The following is a 22037-nucleotide window of genomic DNA, read 5'->3' on the forward strand; positions in this document are numbered from 1 at the left end:
TATGGCTAAACCAACAAATATTACATGGCATGAAACATCTATTTCAAAAGAAAATCGACGTGAAAGAAATGGGCATGGAAGCTGTGCTCTTTGGTTTACTGGACTCTCAGGGTCTGGGAAATCAACAATCGCTAATGCGGTATCTAACGAATTATTCCGCCAGGGAATCAGTGAATATGTTCTAGATGGGGATAATATTCGCCACGGATTAAATAAAGATCTTGGCTTTTCCGATTATGATCGTACTGAAAATATAAGAAGAATTGGCGAAGTGGCCAAATTGTTTGTCGACAGTGGCAAAGTAGTGACAACTGCTTTTATTTCTCCATTCCGTTCTGATCGTGACCAAGTCCGTGCTTTGTTCGAAGACGGTGAATTTATTGAAGTCTTTGTGCAATGCCCGATTGAAGAATGTGAACGTAGAGATCCAAAGCAGCTGTATGCGAAAGCTCGCCGCGGGGAGATTAAGGATTTCACCGGAATTGACTCACCGTACGAAGCACCAGAACAACCAGAGATTACTCTTCATTCAGATCAAGTAACAGTTGAAGAAGCGGTGGAACAAGTATTTGCTTATCTAAAAGAGAAGAACATTCTCTAAAAGATTCAGTGGTTCCTTCTCTCGTTTAAGGGGAAAGTATGGTCATGTCTTAAATGGTAAAGGATAGTAAGGGAAGCAAGGAAGGAGCAGTGAGGGTGAAAGCAATTCTATACATTGGTCATGGTACACGTTCAAAAGAGGGAGCTGAAGAAGCCAAATCTTTTATTCATAGAGTGATGGAACGAATAAATGTTGAAATTCAGGAAGTCTGTTTTCTCGAGTTGACCAAGCCAGGTATTGAAGAGGGCTTTCTGCACTGTGTAGAAAGGGGAGCGACAGAGATAACTGTCGTTCCCTTATTTTTATTGGCTGCTGGTCATATTAAAGAAGATATTCCACAAGCTCTTTCCTCTCTTAGCGAGCGCTATCCTACCATCAATGTAAAGATAAGAGATCCATTTGGGGTTCAAGGAAAAATTCTCGATGGGATTGCTGAGATGGTTAAGGAAACGGTCACCGATCTAACACCTAAAGATTCGATTCTAATTGTCGGTAGGGGAAGTAGTGACAAGAGTATTCACACAGCCTTTGCCGACATTGCTAGAGGGATTAGTAAACGACTTGGAATAGAGAATATTCAAGTTTGTTATTTAGCAGCAACTGAGCCGAGACTTCCAGAAGGTCTTGAGACCATTTCAAAAAATGCGACTGGAAAAATCATTGTGATTCCTTATTTATTATTTTCCGGCCTTCTTTTAAAGGAAGTGGACCAAATGGTATCGATGAAACGTAAATTAGGTCAGCAGATCATTCACACCGGTAAACTAAGTAAACATCGTGTCATTGAAGATATTATCACTGAACGTGCAACAGAAGGGTCGTAAATTTATTTACTTTGCTAAAATCTTAGGATTTTAGCTATTTTTTTGGAAAAAAAGGGTAGATTAACAAAGTAAATTATTAAAAGATGAACCCGAGTTCATCTTTTTGTGAAAAAGTGATATAATTAACCAATAGATATAGATTTTTCACATATTATTGAAATAATTAATGGAAAATTTTTATGAAAAGATGTGATGATGTGACAGAACTTATACAAGAAAAAGTTCAACACCGAAAGTTACCTTTAAGGAAAATCGTACTCCGAGCAATCGCCATCACCATAGGAGCAATATTAATGGCAACAGGGTTAGAAATATTTCTAGTTCCAAATCATGTTATTGATGGTGGAATTACAGGTATTTCAATTATGCTTGCGCATATCACAGGATGGAAATTAGGGATTTTCCTCCTCATCTTAAACCTGCCATTTGTTTATATGGGATATAAGCAGATGGGAAAAACCTTCGCTATATCAACCGTGTATGGAATTATTGTTTTATCAATTTTCACTTCATTTTTTCATCCCATTCCGGCATTTACAGATGACATTCTCCTCGCCACCGTTTTTGGCGGTATGATTCTTGGGACAGGGGTAGGGGTCGTCATCCGCAATGGTGGGGCCTTAGATGGAACAGAAATACTTGCACTTTTGATTACCAAAAAAGTTCCATTTTCTGTTGGGCAAATTATCATGTTTATTAATATTTTTATATTAGGTGCAGCAGGTTTTGTGTTTAGTTGGGACCGTGCCATGTATTCCTTGCTAGCTTATGTAATTGCATCCAAAGCTATTGATACCGTTGTAGCCGGTCTGGAAGAATCCAAATCAGTGTGGATTATCAGTGACGATGCAGAAGAAATTGGAAATGCAATCAATGCAAGACTTGGAAGGGGAGTAACCTATATTAATGGGCAAGGTGCTTTCACTGGTGATAGTAAGAAGGTCATCTTCAGTATTATTACGAGGTTGGAAGAGTCAAAATTAAATACGATTGTTCAGGATATTGACCCGAACGCATTTTTAGCGATTGGTGACATTTCAGAAGTTCGTGGAGGCCGATTTAAGAAAAAAGATATTCACTAATGAAAATAAGGATCTGCGATTCTTTCACAGATCCTTTTATATATTAATGGCCAATTCCGATATTATCTACATGATTAATATGTTTTTTATTAGCCCAAATAAATAGGACCGAAACAACCACAAACCCGCCTCCAACTATAAATGGTACACTTGGGTTATAGATTTCGGAAAGTTTACCTGCCGTAAATGGGGCTATCGCGCCTCCAATAAATCGAAGGAAGCTATAGGCAGCAGAAGCCGTTGATCGTTCAACTGGAGCGGCATTCATTACGGCTGTGGTAATTAGAGTATTGTTATTACCTAATAAGGCGCCGGCTAAAATAACAGCTGCAATGATGACCCATTGAGTGGATGTCCATATTCCCATAACCACCAAAAGCAGGGCGAATAATATTAACATCAAACACATTGATTTTATGGTTCCAAACCATTCAGTCATTTTTGGAGCCATAAAAACTGATGTAATAGCTAGTAAAACTCCCCAGCCAAGGAAGACAAATCCTAATCCGTGCTCATCCAAGCCCATAACAAATGGTGCATATGCAAGCAAAGTGAAGAAGCCGAAGTTATAAAGTGCCGCTGCAATACCGAAGACTAAAAGTGAACGATGTTTTAAGGCGCGGAATGGATCCATTAACGAAGAACGTGATTTTACGCCAGTTGGTGTGGTAGACTTTGGCATTAAAATAAAGAGACCAAAAAAGGCAATAATCATTAATGCGGCTACTCCAAGAAATGGGCCTCGCCAAGACATTCCACCAAGCCATCCGCCAAGTAAGGGGCCAACAGAAATACCAAGACCGATTGCTGCTTCATATAAGATAATCGCTTTTGCAGTTCCACTATTTGATAGTGAAACAATGGCTGATAAAGCTGTTGCTACAAAAAGTGCATTTCCGAGTCCCCATCCACCTCGAAGTCCAACCAGGGTCCAAATCCCGTTTGAAAATCCTCCGAGTGCTGAAAAAACTGCAATGATCACAATTCCTGACAATAACGTCCATTTGATGCCAAGCCTTGTAGAAATCACCCCAGTAATAAGCATGGCAACCGCCATAACTGCATTATAACTAGTGAACAGCAAGGTAACTTCACTATGTGAGGCATGAAGTTGTTCGGCAATTGCCGGCAAAATAGGATCAACCAAACCCAACCCCATGAACGCTATAATGCTTGCAAAAAAAACGGCCCAAACTGCTTTTGGCTGGCTAAGTAAACCTGCCTTTTCATTGGGTTTCAACTGTCTCTGTTGAGGTGGTGCGGTATTAGTTTTTGGTGCTGATGCCATTAAATTTCCCCCTATGTGATTCTTTCGATCTTCTTGAATTAGTTGTATGATGAAAGTATATGATTGTATTATACAATCAATTTCCACTACGTCAATAGTGCTTTTGCCATATCAGTCAAATAGTGTTTCCTTACAAATGAGAATGTGAGTATGTTATCATAATTTATATGAGGAAATAACAGTGAGGTAGAAAAGTAAATGCATGAACATTCTTTAGAATTAATCGAGCTTGAATTAGCCATTCTGATCCGCCGAACCACGTCAATTTCGAGTAATAAGAAATTGGGGAATCTTGATCGATCGGCCTATTTAATCCTACGAAGAATTAATGAAAAGGGTGCTGTCGGAGTAAAAGTATTAGCAGATGAATTTAATCTGGATATTTCTACAGTCAGTAGACAGGCAGCCGCTCTAGAACATAAAGAATATTTATATCGAATTCCCGATCCATTGGATGGTCGAGCTTATTCTCTTCAATTAACTGAACTGGGTGCAACGGAATTATTTGATTATCAACAGGCACGCTTGAAGAGAGTTGCTGAACTACTAGAAGATTGGTCGGATGAGGAACGTGAATTATTCGGGGTACTTTTGGAAAAATTCAATCGGTCTTTTAAATAATAGTTATTTCGAGTTAATTGAAAAAAGAGGTTGATCTCAAAAGTTATGATAGACTTTTTTTGATCAACCTCTTTTTTTTACGGATATTTTTATATTAACAGAGTAATTACAGTGAAAAGAGAGACAAAGGTTGTTTTAACTGTTATTATTTTGGTGTGAGTAACACTTACACATCAAGAGTTTTTTATAAAGGGTGGGAGAGGTAATCATGGAAACTACAAGAACCGAAAAAGACTTCTTAGGAGAAAAGGAAATACCAGTAAATGCTTACTACGGTATTCAGACACTAAGGGCAGTTGAAAATTTTCCAATCACAGGTTATCGAATTCATGAAGAATTAATTATTGCTCTTGCGATGATTAAAAAAGCTGCAGCGATTGCAAACACGAGAACGAAGCGTTTGTATAGTGGACTTGGGGATGTAATTTGCCAAGCAGCAGATGAAATTATTGCAGGGAAATGGAACAATCAGTTCATTGTAGACCCAATCCAAGGTGGGGCTGGGACCTCCATGAATATGAATGCAAACGAAGTGATTGCCAACCGTGGACTTGAGTTGCTTGGATATGAAAAAGGTGCTTATTTACATTTAAGTCCCAATACGCATGTCAATATGTCGCAATCCACAAATGATGTTTTTCCAACTGCCATTCATATTGCCACACTAAGAGTATTAGAAAAGTTAATTATGACGATGAAAGATATGCATAAGGTATTTAAAGAAAAAGCAAAGCAATTTGAAACGGTAATTAAAATGGGTCGTACCCATCTCCAAGATGCTGTTCCTATTCGCCTTGGCCAAGAGTTTGAAGCATATTCTCGTGTGCTAGAACGGGATATAAAGCGAATTAACCAATCCCGTGAAAATTTGTATGAAGTGAACATGGGAGCTACTGCGGTTGGAACAGGTTTAAATGCAGACCCTCAATATATCGAAGATGTTGTTAAAGAACTGGCGGACATTAGTGGGCTTCCATTGGTCAATGCTGAACATTTAGTTGACGCCACGCAGAATACGGATGCATATACTGAAGTTTCAGCTGCCCTTAAAGTATGTATGATGAATATGTCAAAAATCGCCAATGACCTCCGGTTAATGGCTTCGGGTCCCCGTGCTGGCTTAGGTGAGATCTCACTGCCCGCACGTCAGCCAGGTTCATCGATTATGCCAGGAAAAGTGAATCCTGTCATGCCAGAGTTAATTAATCAGATTGCCTTCCAAGTGATTGGGAATGACCATACCATTTGTCTTGCGTCAGAAGCAGGGCAACTTGAATTGAACGTAATGGAACCGGTATTGGTATTTAATTTACTTCAATCAATTAGCATTATGAACAACGGCTTTCGTTCATTTACCGACCATTGTTTAGTAGGTATCGAGGCTAATGAGGCACGCTTAAGAGAGAATGTCGAAAAGAGTGTCGGCATAATAACGGCAGTAAACCCGCATCTCGGCTATGAAGTTGCAGCAAGAATCGCCAGAGAGGCAACTGTAACTGGGAAATCGGTTCGTGAACTATGCTTAAAATATGATGTCCTTACTGAAGAAGAATTAGATCTGATTTTAAACATATATGAAATGACCAAGCCTGGAATATCTGGGGCAGCCCTCCTAGATAGAGATTAATATTTAGATTTAAATCTATTTGGTGCCTGACACCCATTGGGGTGTCAGGCACCATTTTTTATTTTAATAGAACGCTTAACGGGACGAGTTGGTAGCCTTGGGCCTTTAGCCATGGAATGACTTGGTCGACGGCTTCCGGTGTATTTATTCCTCCGATATGCATAAGGACGATATCACCGTTGCTTGTTCCACTTTTTATACGGGAAATGATGACTTCAGTGGCTGGCTGTTTCCAATCAATTGTATCAAGTGACCACTGGATGCTAAAGGGATATCCCGCTGCACCAACAGTTTTGAGAGCGGTAGAATTGTACGACCCGAAAGGAAAACGAAAATAGGGCTGTGGAGATTTTCCTGTTGCCTCCATAATAGCTTCCTCTGCTTTGATGATATCCTGTTTTAACGCATTGGCAGTTGTTTTTACGGCATCAGGATGAGAGTAGGAATGGTTACCAATTTCATGTCCTTCTTCGACAATTTTCTTGGCAAGGCTAGGATACTTCTCAACCCACTTACCTGTAAGGAAGAACGTAGCTTTGACCTTATGCTTTTTAAGGACATCCAATATTCTTATCCCTGCGGCATCACTCCCAGCATCAAAGGTAAATGAGATCTGTTTTTGCTGAGGGCTTCCCTCTGAAATAATAACAGAGGAAGCTGTTGTCGGTGGAGGGTCCTGCTTAGGTGGAGCCGGCTCCACATTCTTTCCATAAAGCTTTAAGATTTGATCTACAAAGATGGCATCGGAGGATAGATTATTCCATTGCTTTATTTTTTCCACCGTCACTTCGGCCCTAGTGGCAATGGAAAATAAAGTATCTCCCCTAACCACTTTGTATTCAACTATTTCATTATCACCCAGAATAATTTGTTCAGGAGTAGTGGGTTGAGGGTCATTTGGTTCTTCTTCCTCAGGCTCCACGGATGGGGAGTGTTCCTCATCAGCAGGGTCCTTACCATCATTATTTTGTCCAGGCCATATAGGTGACTCCGTTTTAGGGGGATCGACAGGTTCACCACTCCAAAGGCCAGCAATGTTCCAGTTTTGAAAAAACAATAAGAAAAAAACGCATACTAGACAGATTGTGGCTAGAGAATAATAAATTCCTTTTCCGCTTTTTCGATGGACCTGAGATACTAAGCCTAAAACTAGAGATACAGCAAATAATAAAATGCTAACTAAAATTAAGATTTCTCTCATGGTATGTCCCCCTTAATTTCCATTATGGCTAGGGAGCAGAATCATTTTGTTTGCAAGGAATCATTTGATGGAGTAAATTGAGGACTAAAGGAGTATTGATATTAAATTAATTTCTGCTTTAATAATACCATATGAGAATTTGGGCTTAGTTGCTACGTACCTTTTAAAAAAAGCTTAACAAATCCCGAACATCAATTTAATCTCCTTTTTTATATAAGGATTTCCAATTTTTTAGCAGGACATTGGCATAAAAAATGGAATAGAATAGGAGAGTCATATGAAACATATCCCCTTGAATATCGTCTAACAATATAAAAGGGCATAAGGCTATACAAAAAGGAGTAAAGTGGGAGAAAATGGCGAAGCGTAATTGGGTAATATCACTATTGGCAGCGGTGTGTTTAATTGGCGCTGGGTGTTCTGGACAAACCGCAAAAGTAAAAGAGGCAAAGGCAGCGGAAAAGCAACAACAAATTGAAAAAGAGAAGAAGTTACAAGAAGAAAAGAAGCTGGCTGAAGCAAAGAAACGGGAAGAAGAACGAAAAAGGGAAGAAGCAAGACCTGTATATGTAAATATTGTGGATCCAAACACAAAAGACATCGTAAAAACTTTTAATACAAAGGATTTAGGATACATAACGAATCCTGACAATTATAAAGTCGAAATATCAAAATTGACAAGAGAACTAGCTCGAGGAACCCAATCAAAGCCTGGCTACGACAAACGAATGATTCTTGATAAACTTGATGAAGAAGGGAATATCATCAAAGGGACCCCTCAACAAATTCTTGATGAAGAAGAATTGGCGGATAAGATCATGTTGGTTTCAGAAAAAGGCGGCAATGTGGAATTGCCATTATATGTGAATGCAAGCGGGTATCAGGCTGATGAGGCTTCCCAATTAGATGACGTAGTAGTCGCCTCATATACGACCCATTTTAATAGTGGGACGGTGGGACGAACTGAAAATATTAAACTCTCAGCAGAGGCAATAAATAACGTCATCCTTGGGACTAATGATTCTTTTTCATATAATACAACAGTTGGCCCGAGTGATGCTGAACACGGTTACCAAAAAGCACCGGAAATAAATTACGGTAAGTTGGTTGAAGGGTATGGCGGGGGAATATGTCAAACTTCTTCTACTTTATATAATGCGATCGATCAATTGGCCGTCCAGTACATCGAAAAACACCACCATTCTTTAACGGTAGGTTACGTGCCAAAAGGAAGAGATGCGACAGTTTCTTATGGGGGTAAAGATTTTAGATTTAAAAATACTACGGGTGTGCCTTTAATTTTAAAAGCGACAGTAAATGGAGGTTCACTAACTGTTGAAGTTAGGACGTCAAAAACGTATCAAAGTCAACTTAAGAAACGAATCTAAGTAGCCAAATGATAAAGGTATGAAATCAAAAAAATCCCTTCATTAATCCAAAAGGAATTAATGGAGGGATTTGTATTTATTCTCAATTTACTGCATTTCTTCCCAATCAGTATATTGACCTGTACCTTGGCAGCCTGGGCATTCAAATGAATTAAAGTAAGCAAATTCATTATAAGGATATACGGTATAGCCACGGCCGTGACAGTCAGGACATTTGCCTTGCTCTTTCATATTTGAGACATGATTTTGATATTTAGTCTCTTTCCATTGGTTAAACGAGTTGAGTAGTCCCATTTTATTCACCTCATCTTTTCTTCTTAGTATGGAGAATAAATGGAATATTTATGCTTGTATTAGTTTATTGCCTATAGGGAATTCAGTGGAATAAAGATTCCATTTATCAAACTAATTTACTTTTCTATAATAATTTTATGTGAAAAAAGGTAGTTTTGTGCTGGATCAGTATAAAAAAAGCGGAAAGCATACTAGCTTTCCGACGTATTTAATAGGCTGTGTTAGACTAGTCTGTTGATTTCCGCTCCAATCAACAGAGTGCCAAAATCAGCATTAACCTTTAACACAGCAATTAATAAAATCTCATTTTCCTGTAATATTTAATTTCTTCATCCGATACTGCAGGCTTTGACGGCTTAGTCCGAGAAGGTTAGCAGTCCGGGATATATTAAAATCATTTTTGGATAATACATGATCAATATAAGATTTTTCAAATAGCTCCATTTGATATTTTAGTGGTACTGCTGCATCTGAATGTTCCTTAATAAAGGTGTCCACCGTGGAAAGGGGAATCATTCTCTCTTTCATCTGCATTTTGCTTCGATATTGGTAGGGTAAATGAGAGTAGGAAATCCATTCCTCATCAATCATTATGTTCATCGCAGCTTCAATGATATGCTCAAGTTCGCGGACATTCCCCAGCCAGTCATACTCGAAAAATGACTGTTTAACTTCCTCTGATAAACCTTTTACATTCATCTGAAACAGTTCATTGTATTTTTGAATAAAACTCTCCACTAATAATGGAATATCCTCTTTACGCTCCTTTAACGCAGGGATAAAAATAGTGACAACTCCAAGACGATAATATAAGTCTTTGCGCATCCGATTATTAGCAATCGCATCAATCGGATCTTCATTCATATTGGCAATGACTCGAACATCCACAGGCGTATCCTTCGTATCCCCAATTCGTCTTATCGTTTTTTCCTGTAAAACACGTAGTAATTTTGCCTGTAAATTTAGATTCAATGAGTTAATCTCATCGAGAAGCAGGGTACCTCCATTGGCTTGTTCGAATAACCCAGGGGTGTCGACCGCCCCCGTAAAGGCACCGCGTTTTGTTCCAAACAGAAGACTTTCGATTAGATTATCAGGCAGGGCAGCGCAGTTTTGTGAAATGAACGGGCCAGAAAGCCGAGTGCTCCCATTGTGGATGCTCTGAGCAAAAAGTTCTTTCCCTGTACCAGTATCTCCAACAATTAAAACATAGGAAGAGGTCCTAGTTGCACGTTTGGCAGATTCAATAACTTCTTTAATAGCTGGACTGTTTCCGATGATTTTATCGAAAGTGTATCTGGTCTGCCCCTTATTCAGGTTGCCTTTAATGAGACGTTCCAACTTTGTTACATCCTTGGCGATTTCGACAGCACCCTGTAGTTTTTCGTTGTTAAAAATAGGAATGGTATTGTTAATGGTCGTAATTTCGCTACCTTTATTATTAAAATAAGTTTGTTTGACGTTTCTTGTTTCTTTGCCCTCCTGGAGCGCTTTTACTAGTGTACTAGATTGGTCGTCTTTAAACATAAATACATCAAGCAGGTTTTTGTCTATAACATCTTGAAGGTCCATGGACTCCATTTGCATCATTTTTTTATTATAAATAATTGTTTTCCCCGTTTCATCTACTGCATGGACACCCACATCTACCTCGTCTAAGATCCGTTTATAAATCCGATTTAGGTAATGCAAATAATTGACGGTATGATTATTTTTCTCCATTTAGATTCATTCCCTTTGATTAATCCTTTATGCAACTATTTAATCAAATAAAACTTAATAATGCAAAATAGTTTTGCAGTTTTATTGAAAAAGTGTTAAATTTGCAAAGAATATTGGCATTAGTTAGGTATTTCCTTTATTTTTCGCTATTTGTAGATAAATTGTTTTCCTTTTTAATGGAAAAATTATTTTTGCGGCATAAGTGCAAAATTTTTATTGAGATGCAAAAATATTTTGCTTGTCTGTTCAAAGAATATACACATTTTAGATGATTTTAATTTTGGCACAAAATTTGCATTCTACATTTATAAAAATATAGTGATAATTTAGAAATTATTATCTGTTGTTAATAGACTACTATTTCTCTATAATTTCTAATGGTAAAGGTTTAATTATTGCCTTTAGCAAAAAATTATCCTACTTTTTTGGATATTGAGAGTTGGAAGCGTATTCTTTAGTTTGGGGAGAAGGGGGAAATTTAATGAATTTGCAGGAAAACAATTCGAATCATGAATTAAAACGGACGATGAAGACGAGACATTTATTTATGATCTCTTTGGGTGGGGTAATCGGTTCAGGTTTATTCTTGGGTTCTGGCTACACAATCAGTCAGGCTGGCCCAATAGGTGCCATCCTCGCCTATATAGTTGGCGGTTTTATCATGTTTCTAACCATGCTTTGTCTCGGAGAATTGTCTGTAGCCATGCCTGTTTCAGGCTCGTTTCAAACGTACACGACAAAATTTATTGGACCAGGAACAGGATTTGCACTCGGCTGGCTATACTGGTTAGGCTGGTCCGTTACAGTTGCCTTAGAGTTTTTATCTGCTGGTCAACTTATGCAAAGATGGTTTCCTGATGTTCAAGTATGGATTTGGAGTGGCATTTTTGCGGTCATTTTATTCTTACTGAATGCTCTATCTGCAAGAGCATTTGGTGAAGCAGAATTTTGGTTTTCAAGTATAAAAATTTTAGCAATTATTCTTTTTATCGCATTAGGCGGCGCTGCCATGTTTGGATTAATTGACATGAATGGCGGTCAAGCTGCACCATATTTATCTAATTTTACTGCACACGGTCTTTTACCCAACGGATTTTCAGCACTAATTGTTACCATGATCGCGGTTAATTTTTCTTTCCAAGGAACAGAATTGATTGGGATAGCTGCAGGGGAAAGCGAAAATCCAGAAAAGACCATCCCAAAATCAATTAAACAAACTGTATGGCGTACCCTTGTGTTCTTTGTATTAGCTATATTTGTTGTATCTAGTTTAATTCCAATGGACAAAGCAGGGGTTGTTGAAAGCCCATTTGTTGTCGTATTTGATAGTATTGGTATTCCTTACGCTGCAGATATTATGAATTTTGTTATCCTTACAGCACTGCTTTCTGTTGGAAACTCTGGATTATATGCGGGAACCCGGATGTTGTATGCGATGTCAAAAGAAAAAATGGCGAGTCCTATTCTCACAAAAGTAAATAAACGAGGCGTACCGATTAACGCACTACTTTTCACAATTGGTATTGCTTTATTATCATTACTTTCAGGTTTCTTTGCAGAAGAAACGGTATTTATGTGGCTTCTTTCCGTCGCTGGTTTGGGTGCTCAAGTTGGCTGGATTTCCATTACTGCTTCACAAATTGCCTTCCGCAGAAGATTTATCCGCGAAGGTGGAAAAGTCGCAGACCTTAAGTTCAAAACACCACTTTACCCGGTTTTACCACTAATCGCCTTAGTATTAAACGTTTCGGTTTTAGTAAGTTTAGCATTTGACCCAGCACAACGCTTAGCTCTATATTTAGGAGTTCCATTTGTGGGTGCATGTTACTTGATTTACCATTTTAGAATTAAAAAGCTTCGTGAACAGGATATGATTGATGAACACGAAATTGAACTGATCGAAAATAAAAAAATGGTGATCTAATTACTTTGAAAAACGCTTGGAAAAATCCAAGCGTTTTGTTTTTTTGCATAGGATAAACCCAAACTTTAAATACTATGTATCGAGGTGATAGTAATGGGAGATTGGAATGAACAAGCGGCGCCAAATAATAATTTGCCACCAAGGACTATCAAGCATGGTGAAGTAGTTGGAGCTGAAGCGAAACACGAGTTTTCAGAGGAATTATCTGATGGAGGCGAGCGTGACCAAAACATTAAGGTGCTTAGAAATAACGGAAGAGTAAAATGAGCAAAGTGAAGTGGCGATGAAAGCATCGTCACTTTTTTTTAAGCTATTTACATTTAGAAGGATTCAATATAGAATATCTATGTACCTAAAATATCTAGGTAGGTGAGAAGATGTTTAACCGCGAATTAGTAAAGGGCAGTACGTCCTTAATCCTGCTTCAGCTATTAAACGAACGAGATATGTATGGCTATGAACTCGTGAAAGAGCTGGAACAACGAAGTGATAATGATCTGAGTGTAAAAGAGGGAACCTTGTATCCTGCACTACATAAACTTGAGAAGCAAGATTACATTGAATGTTACTGGCAGGAACAGGAAAAGGGGCCGGCACGGAAGTACTACAAGATCACAAAAGCAGGAAAAGAATTATTGGGTGAAAAAACACGTGAATGGCAGGACTTTGTTAAAGTGATGAACAAGGTGATAGGGAGATCGAAGCATGGAACGGCCGAAGAATAGGTTTTTGAATGAATTGGCAAAGGGATTAGGAGACCATTTAGATAAAGAAGAAATTCTCCGTGAATATGAGTCACATATCGATGAAATTCTGTTTGAATTAGGAGTTCAGGATGTGGATATAGTTTATGATTTAATTGTATCCCGCCTAGGCACTCCAGAGGAAATTATCCAAATTTGGAGAGATGAGTTTTCTGTTACTCCCAGCAATATGAAGTGGTTGTTTATCCTTTTAAATGTACTTTTTTTCGGAGGGGGGAGTTTACTTACCCTTGCTCACAATGTCTATCAATGGAAATGGATCACAGCTGCTTGGAACCACCTGACAGCGATTCCCACCTTGATTGCTATTTTGTATCTATTTTTTTGGGCCTTATTAGGATACGAAATAGGAAAGGGGTTTGGCCATAATGGAAGGGTGCTTCTAAATAAAACGTTTTTACTTTCTCTTATTCCAAATTTAATTCTAATGATCCTTACTGTGTTTCAAATTATTCCGCATTCATGGTTTGCCCCATTGTTAACGAAAACGTTTATTTTTGCTTGTATCCTTTTTACCATCATCTTATATCCAATCAGTTGGATTGGATATAAGTGGGGAAGAAAAGCTTCGGTATAAGCATTTTTTTTGGATACATACCTAGTAAAACTATATATATAGAAAATCTATACAAAATGAGGGATGAAGATGGAAACGAAAATAGAAACAAAAATAGGTAAGCCTGCTTGGATCTTCTTATTATTATGTTTATTGCTTGGTATTTTAGCAGAAGAAGCATTTTTTCGTAGTGAGATAGGGATATCCTATTTCGTGTTTATTTCCGCATTTTATTCAGTGTTTCTTTGGCGGTACCGACGCTATCAATTTTCCCATCAACGGTTAGGATACTTAATTCTTTGTTGTGTTTGGCTGATGTCGGCCAACTACTTCCTAACTAATAACTTTCTCTTTTATGGCTTAAATATCTTGGTGATCCCTGGGTTGGTAATCTTTCATTTGGTGTTAATAACTAGTCCGAAAAATTTTCAATGGAATAAACCTGCTTTTATTACGTTGATATTTATACGCTTAATCCAATCAGTAAAATTTAATATCGGTTTTGTATCATTGATTGGGAAGATCTTAAAACAAAACGGTCATGATGACAAACTGATAGTATGGAAAAAGGTATTTCTCGGGATTGCGATCTCACTGCCAATCTTATTTGTTGTATTGAACTTACTAATATCGGCAGATTCACAATTCGAACAATTAATTGGCGGCATCCCCCAATGGTTTCAAGTCATCAATGGGGAACGAATCTTTAGACTTATTGTGATTTTATTTTGCGCGTTTGCCTTCTTTGGTTTCATGCAGATCCTTTATACCCGACGTATCAATGTAATGAGACAGCCAACAAATGAGAACCCCCTTAAACTAGATGGGATAATCACCATTACAGTTCTTGTGATCATTAATTTAGTGTATCTTTTGTTTATACTCGTTCAATTTCGGTATTTCTTTAGCGGGTCTTTATCGGAAGACTTTACCTATGCAGAATACGCTCGAAAGGGTTTTTTTGAGCTCCTGTTTGTTACACTGATCAATTTATCAATAACAGTCATCGTAGTAACGTACGTAAAGAGGGCAACAGGGTTTTTGCAAAGAGCCACACAAATAATGTTAACCATCCTTGTCCTCACGAGCTCTGTTATGCTTACTTCTGCCTATATGCGGTTAAGTATGTATGAAGATGCGTATGGATTTACGTTCACAAGGGTTCTTGTCCATTCGTTTATGATTTATCTTGTTATTATTTTTACATATACACTTGTGAAAATATGGGTGGATAAGCTATCATTATTTCATTTTTACTTTATTTCATCATTAATCTATTACACGGCTATTACAATGATTGATTTAGATAAAATTGTAGTGAGTGAGAATCTGGATCGGTACGAGTTCAGCGGGAAAATTGATGTTCGCTACCTTAATAACTTATCCTTTACAGGAGTTTTAGGATTAATCGAACTCTATGAAAAAGACCAGGATTTTCCGGAATTAAAAACAGTTCTCTTAGAACGAAAACAGGATGTCCTTGCTGAAGACCTCCCCTGGCAGTCGTATAATCTAAAACGAGAGCAGCTAGAATCTGAACTTAGGAACTTAGATATCCAATGAATAAAAAGACGTTTCGGAGGGAGGGCCGAAGCGTCTTTTTATTAAAATAAATTAGGAATATTGCAAAAATAATAATAAAATGGTAAAAAGGAAAGGGACTGTAATTTTTTTACAAAAATATTAGGGTGGGATAAAATGAAGCGATTTTTTCGGGGACTTGTCAGAATTGTATTAATAATAGGAGGATTTCTTTTTATTTTTAATCTTCCCTCATTATTAGGGATTGGAAAGGATCATATAGAAGTTAACTTCGAAAGTTTTTGGGTAAATCTTAAATCCGATTTTCAATTGTTACTTCAAGCAAATCAAGATAAATACATAGAAATTCTTAAAAAATTACATATTGCTGAGAGCTATCAGTATACGATGACAATTCTATTATGCAGTCTTTTATTTATCATTTTCCTTGCAATGATTTCGGCTTTATTGATTTTCCTCTCACCAGAAAAAGTAAAAAATAAATTGAAAAATGGACTTAATTTCTTCGAAGGTATTCCGGATTTACTTATTATTTTATTATTCCAGTTTTTTGTTATCACTCTATATAAATCAACAGGATTAAAATTTTTACAACTGTATGGATTATTTGGTCATAAGCCTTATTTTGTTCCAATTATGACCGTTTCTTTTCTACCATTTTTCTTATTACTACAATTTCTCATTAAGATTATTGATGAGGAACAGGAACAACAATATGTTCTCTATGCGAAGGCAAAGGGAATGGACAGAATTTGGACATTACTTGTCCATATGCTGAGAAACATTTTTCCACTTTTAATATTGCAGTTAAGAACAATCGTATGGATATTACTATCCAATATTTATTTGGTCGAAATTTTATTTAATATTAGCGGGTTTAATCAAAAATTGTTTAAAATCATTTTTATGGATGGAGAATTTTTTATCCTTGTTATGTGTTTGCTTATGTTATCCATTCCATTGGTGATAATCGAAACTGCAGGCTGGTTTATTTCTAAGTTAATCAAAGGGAAGGGGGCGGTTAGTATATGAGAAAATACAAAAAGACGATTATTGGATCAACCTTACTGCTTCTTCTATTGATCATGAGTCTTTTATATCCTTATTATGGACCAAAGGATTTTAATCATCAGGTGCTTGTTAAAAATGAACAGGGTGATATCATCGGAAGGGCGCCATTTCCACCTTCTGAACAACATTTATTAGGAACGAACCGAAATGGTGAAGACATGCATTGGTTATTACTATATGGTGCAAAATTCACCTTAATTTCAGCTTTTGGAGTTGCATTATTAAGAGTTTTTCTCGGGGGGATTTTCGGTATTTTTCTATCCATGTGGGCTCCATTTTTAAAAGGTTATGTGAAAGACTTTTTCCTAACTTTCCGTTACATCCCATCAATTCTCATTGCGATACTGTTGATGATTCCGATTGTGGGCGATTTTAATGATGTTGCTATTTCATCAATCGTAACCTATCAAATTATTATTCTTGTATTTATCGGATTTCCATCAGTCACTATTTTCGCCTCTGATGTAACGGATCAATTATTACAAACTTCATTTGTACAAAGCTCAAAGTTGATGGGGGCTGGGAAATTACATATTGTCAGAAAACAGTTGATGCCATATATCCGTTCTTACGGAATTCTGTTTTCAGTCCAGCAATTTATAAGTGCCCTCCATATTACCATGCAGCTCGGTCTGTTTGGAATGTTTCTTGGAGGAAGAAATAGGGCAGGTGTCATGGGGTATGAGGAACCAGAGAAGCCAGCAACCATAACAAATGAATGGGCAGGTTTGATCGGTCAAAATTTTAGTGAATTTGTACGTGCGCCATGGGCCATCTTAACTCCAGTGTTCGGATTTTTTATAGTGATCGTCATCGTAAATATGATGAAGAATGAACTAGAAGGTAATTTAAATGGTGTAAAGTTGGTTAAGAGGAAAAAGAAAAAAGATCTAAGTTCAAAAGTTGCCGCTTATTCTGCTGAACAATTTGAGTTTGTTCAAAAATAGCCATTCGTAAAAATCAAAGATCATGGGATATGATCGGGATTTTAATTAATAGATTTTTCTATGGAAACCGGGCGGATGCTCGGTTTTTTGTAGTATAAAAAAAAGCAGGACCCATTGGTCCCGCTCTCTTAAATCAGTCACCATTAAACATATCGAAAATGCCCCGTGCAATACTACCTTCATCCTTTGCACCGCCGCGTGAAGGGGCTGCCGCAAATACCCGGCTTGCCAGACGGCTGAATGGCAAGGATTGAATCCATACCGAACCTGGGCCTCTTAGGGTAGCAAAAAACAACCCTTCACCACCAAACAACGCTGTTTTAACCCCTTTTACAAATTCAATATCATAATTAACGCTGCTGGTCATTGCCACTAAACAACCAGTATCTACTCTTAATGACTGGCCAGGCAAAAGGTCTTTTTTAATAATTGTTCCGCCCGCATGGACAAAAGCGAGCCCGTCGCCTTCTAACTTTTGCATGATAAACCCTTCACCGCCAAAGAAGCCTGCCCCGATTTTACGTTGGAATTCAATCCCAACTTGAACTCCTTTAGCTGCAGCAAGGAAAGCATCTTTTTGGCAGATAATTTTCCCTCCCAGTTGGCTTAAGTCCATTGGAATGATCTTTCCAGGGTACGGAGAAGCAAACGAAACGTGCTTTTTGCCCATGCCATTATTGGTAAAGGTTGTCATAAATAAGCTTTCACCAGTAAGGACGCGTTTTCCGGCACTAAATAATTTTCCCATGAGGCCACTACCACCCCCAGAAGCACTGCCATCACCAAAAATAGTCTCCATATGTATGTCATCATCCATCATCATAAAGCTGCCCGCTTCAGCAACTACAGTCTCTTGCGGATCTAGCTCAACCTCAACAAATTGCATGTCATCTCCAAAGATTTTAAAATCAATTTCGTGGTTATTCATACTATTCCCTCCACTTTTTAAAATGGCAAATCTATTTATATTATAAGGAATTTAGGAATAAAGTGCTAATTTTAGCCAATAAAAAAGGACGCCTGTTTACACAGACGTCCTTCGCGTATTGAGGCGAAAAACCACACTCCACATAGTGCGTTCCATAAAGGAATGTTTCTCGACTTACACAACTCAGCTCATCGCTTAGCTATTATACCATGGCAAAGTCGGTCAAACAAGTAATTTCTTAAAAAATAAATTTTTAACGGAAATACTTGAAACGGGAGATAAATTATCATATATTCAAATAATCAGATATACAAAAATAAGAAGATAAGAAGGGTTAATATGTTAATTGATAAAAGATTCCATAATTATTCCATAAGGAGTGTGCCAAAGGATCTCCTGTCTGGATTGATTGTCGGGGTAATCGCGATTCCACTGGGGATGGCGTTTGCTATTGCTTCGGGTGTGAAACCAGAGTATGGAATCTATACGACTATTGTTGCAGGGATTCTTATCTCCTTATGTGGCGGATCGAAATATCAAATAGGCGGCCCTACCGGTGCGTTTATTCCAATTTTATTTGGTATTGTAATGACCTACGGTTATGAAAATCTCCTCATCGCTGGGTTTCTAGCAGGGTTTATTCTCATGTTAATGGGCATTTTTAAACTTGGTTCTTTAATAAAGTATATTCCTAGACCTGTAACGATTGGATTCACCACAGGAATCGCCGTGACAATATTTACTGGTCAAGTTGCTAGTTTCCTAGGTTTGGAGGGTATAAAGAAACACGAGGAATTTATTAGAAATGTCCAAGAAATTCTTGTTCATTTAGGCACTATTAATATGTTTAGTCTATTAACGGCTGCAATTTGTTTATCCACGGTCATTCTAACACCAAAAATAGCGCCAAAAGTTCCTGGTCCGCTGATTGGCTTAGTGGTTTCTTCTGTCATTGCAACATTGTTCTACCCAACACAAATTTCGACGATTGGCACTGCCTATGGACAAATTCCAAGTACTTTACCTGAACTCCATATTCCGGACCTGAACATTGAGACGATTGTTAAGATGCTAAAGCCAGCCTTCATCATTGCGATGCTCGGTGGGATAGAATCATTGTTATCAGCCGTGGTGGCAGATGGAATGACGAATAGCAGACACAACAGCAATAAAGAGTTAATCGGACAAGGAATTGCCAATATGATTACCCCTTTATTTGGCGGGATTCCAGCAACAGGGGCAATTGCACGGACTGCAACAAATATAAAGAATGGAGCAATTTCACCGTTTTCTGGAATGATTCATGGGGTAGTTGTCTTGTTGGTCTTATTGTTTTTTGCACCTTATGCATCGTATATCCCGTTAGCGAGTATGGCGCCAATTTTGATGGTCGTGGCGTGGAATATGAGTGAAAGAAAAGTTTTCTCCTATATATTAAAAACAAAATCGACAGATTCACTGGTTTTATTGGTTACTTTTTTATTAACGGTATTTGTAAATTTAACCACGGCAGTAGAGGTGGGCTTAGTAATGTCTGCCATCCTTTTTGCCAAACGAATGAGCGACGTCATGGTTACGGCGAAAGCATTACCGAACCGGAAACACAAGCATGAAAAAGTCGAATCAGGTATTGTCTCTGATACAAATGATTGTCCACAAATTAGTATTTTTAATGTGGAAGGGCCATTATTTTTCGGGGCAGCGGAAACTTTTGAGAAAACAATCATGAGCACCATCAATTATCGGCCGAAGATTCTTTTGTTGCGTATGAGTAGGGTTCCATTAATGGATACAACCGGTGAAGCGACTTTATCTAGTATTGTTCGCCATTTTTCAAAAAGTGGTATAATCATGATATCGGGCTTAAATCCGCAGCCGGAAAGTGTTTTGATAAAGACAGGATTATATCAAATCATCGGTGAGGAACATTTCTTTGAACATACTGGAGAAGCCATTCAATATGCCCTTGAGCATATTAACAAAAATAAATGCCTCGGCTGTAAGCATTTTGCGTTTAGGGAATGTAAAAAACTATCAGCAGCAGAGGCTGTAGAGGGAAGCAGAACAAAGCTTACTGCTACTTTCTAAAATTGCATGGGAGTGGACGAATTGAATCTTGAAATGCAGCAATTTAAAGCGGAGTTTTTCAAAGCACTAGCACATCCATTGAGAATCCGCATTTTAGAGCTTTTAGCTGAAGGGGATAAGAATGTCAATGAAATTCAAACCCTAGTAGGTAGTGAAGGGTCGGCAGTTTCACAGCAACTAACTGTCCTAAGAGCAAAAAATATTGTTTCTGGAACAAAGGAAGGGAACAAGGTCATCTACACACTAAAGGACCCGATGATTATCGAATTGTTAGCTGTTGCAAGACAAATCTTTAACAACCATCTTGTCGATACAATCACAATTCTAGATAAATTTAAAGATGATGAAGAAGAACCAGCGTTGCCGAAGAACTAAATTCTTCGGTTTTTTCTTTATTGAGAAAGATACACTAAAAGGTAAGTAATCCAACTATGGACTAGGAACAGCCAGGGAAGTAAGAGCGTGTACGAAGTAGATCCAACTTCGGACAAGTGAGGGTTAAATAATGTGAGCGAGTGTCCGAAGCCGAGGGGACTTTGGACAAGGGAGAGGAAAATAAGTAAGCGAGTGTCCGAAGCCGAGGGGACCTCGGACAAGGAAGGGCCAAATAAGTAAGCGAGTGTCCGAAGTCGAGGGGACTTCGGACAAGGAAGGGCCAAATAAGTAAGCGAGTGTCCGAAGTCGAGGGGACTTCGGACAAGGAAGGGCCAAATAAGTAAGCGAGTGTCCGAAGCCGAGCCAACTTCGGACAAGAGAGCGCCAAATAAGTAAGCGAGTGTCCTAAGTCGAGGGGACTTCGGACAAGGAAGGGCCAAAAAAGTAAGTGAGTGTCCGAAGCCGAGCCAACTTTGGACAAGAGAGAACCAAATAAGCAAGCGAGTGTCCGAAGAGCGATCCCCAAGACCTGAATTAAGAAAAAAGTCGAAAAAATTTATCGACATAATCACAAAATAACAATAGCTAACTAATCGTTCGTTTTTTATGAAAACACTTTCATTTTCTGAAAGATGGTTTTTGTAAGCGATGTCGAAATGACTCGAATTCTACTAGAAAACAGTTGAGAAATGTAGAAAACTGTAGGTGTATATTGGTTTGTCCTATGTTGACATATAGACTACTAGAATGCTAAAATTTAGTCAGCCGTTGCACGAGATTAGATTTATGTTACACAGCTTGTTCAAAGTTTTAACCGATGTTTGGATGAGGAAATGAAGGTAAAGCTATCACGTTGTAATTTGGTGAATTTACACATGGCTTACGTGTATAAGCCAATAGGAGGATTTTTTTTCATGAAAAACGGTAAAGTAAAATGGTTTAACTCAGAAAAAGGTTTTGGATTCATCGAAGCTGAAGACGGTAACGACGTATTCGTTCATTACTCTGCTATCCAAACAGAAGGTTTCAAAACTTTAGAAGAAGGCCAAGAAGTTTCTTTCGAAGTTGTTGAAGGAGCTCGTGGACCACAAGCTGCTAACGTAACTAAAAAATAATTTGTTATCTACTATAACAGCCCGGACTAGATCCGGGCTGTTTTTTGTATTTCCAAGTTTATAATTGCTGCCTAGTATA

Annotated in this window: 21 protein-coding genes; 16 read left to right on the plus strand and 5 right to left on the minus strand. The window is 38.0% G+C overall.

What is annotated here, in order from left to right; all coding sequences use genetic code 11:
- Window position 1: 1 nt before the first annotated feature.
- The 3 genes from cysC (at window position 2) to AC4QJR_RS10715 (ending at window position 2507) form a co-directional block, all read left to right on the plus strand.
- On the plus strand, window positions 2-601 hold the full coding sequence (gene cysC, locus AC4QJR_RS10705) for an adenylyl-sulfate kinase (protein ID WP_375375727.1): 600 nt from the start codon (window positions 2-4) through the stop codon (window positions 599-601).
- Window positions 602-696: 95 nt separating this feature from the next.
- Window positions 697-1425, plus strand: a complete 729-nt coding sequence (locus AC4QJR_RS10710) for a sirohydrochlorin chelatase (protein WP_496526150.1) — start codon at window positions 697-699, stop codon at window positions 1423-1425.
- 197 nt (window positions 1426-1622) lie between these two features.
- The gene (locus AC4QJR_RS10715; protein WP_098575502.1) at window positions 1623-2507 is read left to right on the plus strand and encodes a YitT family protein; all 885 of its coding nucleotides are present in this window, start codon (window positions 1623-1625) and stop codon (window positions 2505-2507) included.
- A gap of 43 nt (window positions 2508-2550) precedes the next feature.
- On the opposite strand, the gene AC4QJR_RS10720 is transcribed toward AC4QJR_RS10715, so the two are convergent.
- Complete coding sequence (locus tag AC4QJR_RS10720) at window positions 2551-3795, minus strand: MFS transporter (protein ID WP_496526151.1); 1245 nt, start codon at window positions 3793-3795, stop codon at window positions 2551-2553.
- A gap of 198 nt (window positions 3796-3993) precedes the next feature.
- On the opposite strand from AC4QJR_RS10720, the gene AC4QJR_RS10725 reads away from it, so the two are divergent.
- Both AC4QJR_RS10725 and aspA read left to right on the plus strand, forming a co-directional pair.
- Entirely contained in the window at window positions 3994-4416 is a 423-nt protein-coding gene (locus tag AC4QJR_RS10725) for a MarR family winged helix-turn-helix transcriptional regulator (RefSeq protein ID WP_496526152.1), read from the plus strand.
- A 208-nt stretch (window positions 4417-4624) separates the two neighbouring features.
- Entirely contained in the window at window positions 4625-6043 is a 1419-nt protein-coding gene (gene aspA, locus AC4QJR_RS10730; RefSeq protein WP_098575241.1) for an aspartate ammonia-lyase, read from the plus strand.
- A 58-nt stretch (window positions 6044-6101) separates the two neighbouring features.
- Here the strand turns inward: aspA and AC4QJR_RS10735 are convergent, their stop codons facing one another.
- On the minus strand, window positions 6102-7244 hold the full coding sequence (locus AC4QJR_RS10735; protein WP_496526153.1) for a polysaccharide deacetylase family protein: 1143 nt from the start codon (window positions 7242-7244) through the stop codon (window positions 6102-6104).
- A gap of 356 nt (window positions 7245-7600) precedes the next feature.
- Here AC4QJR_RS10735 and AC4QJR_RS10740 point away from each other — a divergent pair, with 356 nt between their 5' ends.
- Window positions 7601-8632: a VanW family protein gene (locus tag AC4QJR_RS10740; RefSeq protein ID WP_496526154.1), complete on the plus strand. Its 1032-nt coding sequence runs from the start codon at window positions 7601-7603 to the stop codon at window positions 8630-8632.
- An 87-nt stretch (window positions 8633-8719) separates the two neighbouring features.
- Here AC4QJR_RS10740 and AC4QJR_RS10745 read toward each other — a convergent pair whose 3' ends face one another.
- Both AC4QJR_RS10745 and AC4QJR_RS10750 read right to left on the minus strand, forming a co-directional pair.
- Window positions 8720-8926 carry a DnaJ-like cysteine-rich domain-containing protein gene (locus AC4QJR_RS10745; RefSeq protein WP_098575244.1) on the minus strand — a complete coding sequence of 69 codons (207 nt, stop codon included), beginning with the start codon at window positions 8924-8926 and terminating at the stop codon, window positions 8720-8722.
- A gap of 303 nt (window positions 8927-9229) precedes the next feature.
- Window positions 9230-10648 carry a sigma-54 interaction domain-containing protein gene (locus AC4QJR_RS10750; protein WP_496526155.1) on the minus strand — a complete coding sequence of 473 codons (1419 nt, stop codon included), beginning with the start codon at window positions 10646-10648 and terminating at the stop codon, window positions 9230-9232.
- Window positions 10649-11129: 481 nt separating this feature from the next.
- Here AC4QJR_RS10750 and AC4QJR_RS10755 point away from each other — a divergent pair, with 481 nt between their 5' ends.
- The 7 genes from AC4QJR_RS10755 to AC4QJR_RS10785 all read left to right on the plus strand — a co-directional run bounded on the left by AC4QJR_RS10755 (window position 11130) and on the right by AC4QJR_RS10785 (window position 17452).
- Entirely contained in the window at window positions 11130-12572 is a 1443-nt protein-coding gene (locus AC4QJR_RS10755; RefSeq protein WP_098575246.1) for an amino acid permease, read from the plus strand.
- Between the two features lie 93 nt (window positions 12573-12665).
- On the plus strand, window positions 12666-12839 hold the full coding sequence (locus tag AC4QJR_RS10760; RefSeq protein WP_180230173.1) for a hypothetical protein: 174 nt from the start codon (window positions 12666-12668) through the stop codon (window positions 12837-12839).
- Between the two features lie 110 nt (window positions 12840-12949).
- Complete coding sequence (locus AC4QJR_RS10765) at window positions 12950-13297, plus strand: PadR family transcriptional regulator (protein WP_496526156.1); 348 nt, start codon at window positions 12950-12952, stop codon at window positions 13295-13297.
- Window positions 13278-13913: an HAAS signaling domain-containing protein gene (locus AC4QJR_RS10770; protein WP_496526157.1), complete on the plus strand. Its 636-nt coding sequence runs from the start codon at window positions 13278-13280 to the stop codon at window positions 13911-13913. Before AC4QJR_RS10765 ends, AC4QJR_RS10770 begins: the two co-directional genes overlap by 20 nt.
- Before the next feature lie 69 nt (window positions 13914-13982).
- Entirely contained in the window at window positions 13983-15455 is a 1473-nt protein-coding gene (locus AC4QJR_RS10775) for a DUF4153 domain-containing protein (RefSeq protein ID WP_496526158.1), read from the plus strand.
- Window positions 15456-15590: 135 nt separating this feature from the next.
- Window positions 15591-16466 carry an ABC transporter permease subunit gene (locus AC4QJR_RS10780; RefSeq protein ID WP_496526159.1) on the plus strand — a complete coding sequence of 292 codons (876 nt, stop codon included), beginning with the start codon at window positions 15591-15593 and terminating at the stop codon, window positions 16464-16466.
- Complete coding sequence (locus tag AC4QJR_RS10785) at window positions 16463-17452, plus strand: ABC transporter permease subunit (RefSeq protein WP_496526160.1); 990 nt, start codon at window positions 16463-16465, stop codon at window positions 17450-17452. The genes AC4QJR_RS10780 and AC4QJR_RS10785 overlap by 4 nt, the downstream gene beginning before the upstream one ends.
- Window positions 17453-17585: 133 nt before the next feature.
- On the opposite strand, the gene AC4QJR_RS10790 is transcribed toward AC4QJR_RS10785, so the two are convergent.
- Window positions 17586-18380 carry a TIGR00266 family protein gene (locus AC4QJR_RS10790; protein ID WP_098575250.1) on the minus strand — a complete coding sequence of 265 codons (795 nt, stop codon included), beginning with the start codon at window positions 18378-18380 and terminating at the stop codon, window positions 17586-17588.
- A 339-nt stretch (window positions 18381-18719) separates the two neighbouring features.
- Between AC4QJR_RS10790 and AC4QJR_RS10795 the strand changes: the two genes are divergently transcribed.
- The 3 genes from AC4QJR_RS10795 to AC4QJR_RS10805 all read left to right on the plus strand — a co-directional run bounded on the left by AC4QJR_RS10795 (window position 18720) and on the right by AC4QJR_RS10805 (window position 21958).
- Entirely contained in the window at window positions 18720-20468 is a 1749-nt protein-coding gene (locus AC4QJR_RS10795; protein ID WP_496526161.1) for a SulP family inorganic anion transporter, read from the plus strand.
- 21 nt (window positions 20469-20489) lie between these two features.
- Window positions 20490-20843 carry an ArsR/SmtB family transcription factor gene (locus tag AC4QJR_RS10800; RefSeq protein WP_098575252.1) on the plus strand — a complete coding sequence of 118 codons (354 nt, stop codon included), beginning with the start codon at window positions 20490-20492 and terminating at the stop codon, window positions 20841-20843.
- Window positions 20844-21757: 914 nt separating this feature from the next.
- Entirely contained in the window at window positions 21758-21958 is a 201-nt protein-coding gene (locus AC4QJR_RS10805; RefSeq protein ID WP_007083969.1) for a cold-shock protein, read from the plus strand.
- Window positions 21959-22037 lie beyond the last annotated feature (79 nt).

Source organism: Neobacillus sp. BP17 (assembly GCF_059579525.1).